Here is a 2,639-nt window from a genome sequence, read left to right on the forward strand (position 1 = left end):
GTCACCGACCGGTCGGTCAGTCCGTCGTCGGTACCCAGCGGGCCGGTCGCTTCTCCCGGAACGCCAGGACCCCCTCCCGGCCCTCCTCGGAGAGGAAGTAACGGGTCGAGAGGGCGGAGAGTTCCGCCAACCCGGCCCGCAGATCGGTCGCGGCGGGCCGGCGCAGCAGCCCCTTGGTACCCGCCAGCGCGCCGGGTGCACCCCGGACCAGCGCGGTGCAGTACCCGGCCACCGTCGCGTCGAGTTCCGCCGCCGGTACGGCCCGGGTCACCAGCCCGACCTCGGCCGCCCGCCGGCCGTCGAAGGTCTCCCCGGTCAGGTACAGCTCGGCCGCCGCGCGCGGGTGCAGCCGGGGCAGCACGGTCGCCGAGATCACCGCCGGGATCACCCCGATCCGCACCTCGGTGAAGGCGAACGTCGCCTCCTCGGCGCAGACCGTCAGGTCGGCTGCGGCGATCAGGCCCAGCCCACCGGCCCGGGCCGGGCCGGCGACCCGGGCGACGACCGGCTTCGGGCACTCCCAGACCGCCGCGAGCACGTCGGCCAGCATGCCGGCGGGCACCGTCCCGCTGGCGTACGCGGCGGCGGTCTCCTTCAGGTCCGCCCCGGAGCAGAACACCGGGCCGGTGTGGTCCAGCACGACGACCCGTACCGCGTCGTCGGCGACCGCCGTGGCCAGCCCGTCGAGCAGTTGGGTCATCAGCGGCGTGGAGAGGGCGTTACGGTTGGCCGGGCTGTCGAGGGTGAGCGTGGTCACCCCGCTGGCGGTGGCGACCCGTACGAGCGCGTCCGGAGAGGTCATGCCGGGCACACTAGTGGCCATGCCCGGCGTGCTTCCAGATGGTGAACCCGTACCTACCGACGGTGCGTTGCCCCCGGCCGCCCTGACCTCGGTCGGGCAGCGCGGTTTCGGGGTGTACGTGCACGTGCCGTTCTGCGCCAGCCGGTGCGGCTACTGCGACTTCAACACCTACACCTCGGCGGAGCTGGGCGGCGGGGCCAGCCGGGACGAGTACGCCGACACCGTGCTGGCCGAGTTGGCGCTCGCCCGGCGGGTGCTCGGGGACAACCCGCCGCCACGGGTCGACACGGTCTTCGTCGGCGGCGGTACGCCCACCCTGCTCAGCCCGGACGACCTGGGCCGGATCCTGGACGGCATCGACCGTACCTGGGGGCTGGCCGCCGACGCCGAGGTGACCACCGAGGCCAACCCGGAGTCGGTGACCCCCGCCTCGCTGCGGGCGCTGCGGGCCGCCGGGTACACCCGGGTCTCGCTGGGCATGCAGTCGGCCACCCCCGGGGTGCTCGCGATCCTGGACCGGCAGCACCGCGCCGGCCGGGCCACCGAGGCCGCCGGCGAGGCCCGGGACGCCGGGTTCGACCACGTCAACCTGGACCTGATCTACGGCACGCCGGGGGAGAGCGCGGAGGACTTCGCCACCTCGCTGGCCGAGGTCGTCGCGGCCGGGGTCGACCACGTCAGCGCGTACGCCCTGATCGTGGAGGACGGCACCCGGCTGGCCGCCCGGATGCGGCGCGGCGAGCTGCCGTACCCGAGTGACGACGTGGCCGCCGACCGCTACCTGGCTGCGGAGGCCGCCCTCGGCGCGGCCGGGTTCGCCTGGTACGAGGTCTCCAACTGGGCCCGCACGGCGGCCGGCCGGTGCCGGCACAACCTGCTCTACTGGACCGGCGGGGACTGGTGGGGCCTCGGTCCGGGGGCGCACAGCCACGTCGGCGGGGTGCGCTGGTGGAACGTGCGGCACCCGTCGGCCTACGCGAAACGACTCTCCGTGGGGGAGTCCCCGGGGCAGGCCCGGGAGCTGCTCTCGCCGGCCGAGGCGCACATGGAGGACGTGATGCTGCGGCTGCGGCTGGCCGCCGGGCTGCCGCTGGACACGCTCGACGCGGCGGGGCGGGCCGGTGCGGCGGACGCCCTGACGGCCGGCCTGCTGGATCCGGTGGAGTACGCCGCCGGTCGGGCCGTACTCACCCTGCGCGGGCGGTTGCTCGCCGACGCGGTCGTCCGCGACCTGCTGCCCTGAGCCGGCCGGCTGCCCGGCACCGAACTGCCGCCCTGAGCAGGTCGGCCCGCCTTTTCCCCCCGGGGACGGACCGACCTGCGTGATCGGACTACTTGACCAGGTTGGCCGACATCGGATAGCGGTAGAGCTGCCCCTCGTTGGCCTTCAGCCCGGCGACGACGCCGAAGATGATGCCGAGCACCATCGCGCCGATGGCGAACAGGAAACCGATCAGGATGCAGGCCAGCACCCAGCCGATCACCGCGACGATCGACCAGACGAGCTGGAAGTTCAGCGCGGCCACCGCGTGGGCCCGGACGGTCGGCGACTGGCTGCCCTTGGCCAGCAGGGCCACCAGCGGGGCGATCCAGCCGGCGGTCCCGGCACCGAGGAACATGCCGGCGGCACCACCGAAGTGCGCGACCAGTGCCCAGGTCTTCTCGTCGTTGTTGGCGAATCCGGCCGGTGCCGGACCACCCGGGTAGCCACCGGCCGGCGGGTAGCCGGCGCCCGGAGCGCCGTAGCCACCGGGCGCGCCGTAGCCGCCCTGCGGCGGTTGGTCACCCGGCGGCGGGTAGCCCCCCGCGCCGGAGGTCGGGGGCGGATAGCCACCGG

General features: G+C 74.8%; 3 protein-coding genes. 1 reads left to right on the top strand and 2 read right to left on the bottom strand.

Annotated features, from left to right (window positions below):
* Positions 1 to 16: 16 nt before the first annotated feature.
* Positions 17 to 802 carry an enoyl-CoA hydratase-related protein gene (locus GSF22_RS32765; protein WP_208817785.1) on the bottom strand — a complete coding sequence of 262 codons (786 nt, stop codon included), beginning with the start codon at positions 800 to 802 and terminating at the stop codon, positions 17 to 19.
* A gap of 19 nt (positions 803 to 821) precedes the next feature.
* On the opposite strand from GSF22_RS32765, the gene hemW reads away from it, so the two are divergent.
* The gene (gene hemW / locus GSF22_RS32770) at positions 822 to 2,045 is read left to right on the top strand and encodes a radical SAM family heme chaperone HemW (protein ID WP_208817786.1); all 1,224 of its coding nucleotides are present in this window, start codon (positions 822 to 824) and stop codon (positions 2,043 to 2,045) included.
* Between the two features lie 88 nt (positions 2,046 to 2,133).
* Here the strand turns inward: hemW and GSF22_RS32775 are convergent.
* On the bottom strand, positions 2,134 to 2,639 hold a 506-nt coding region (locus GSF22_RS32775), incomplete at its 5' end, for a DUF4870 domain-containing protein (RefSeq protein WP_208817787.1).

The organism is Micromonospora echinofusca (assembly GCF_017614955.1).
GTDB lineage: Bacteria > Actinomycetota > Actinomycetes > Mycobacteriales > Micromonosporaceae > Micromonospora > Micromonospora echinofusca_A.

Coding starts and splice junctions, on each gene's coding strand:
- GSF22_RS32765 (WP_208817785.1), bottom strand. CDS start 802: ATGACCTCTCCGGACGCGCTCGTACGGGTCGCCACCGCCAGCGGGGTG.
- hemW (WP_208817786.1), top strand. CDS start 822: ATGCCCGGCGTGCTTCCAGATGGTGAACCCGTACCTACCGACGGTGCG.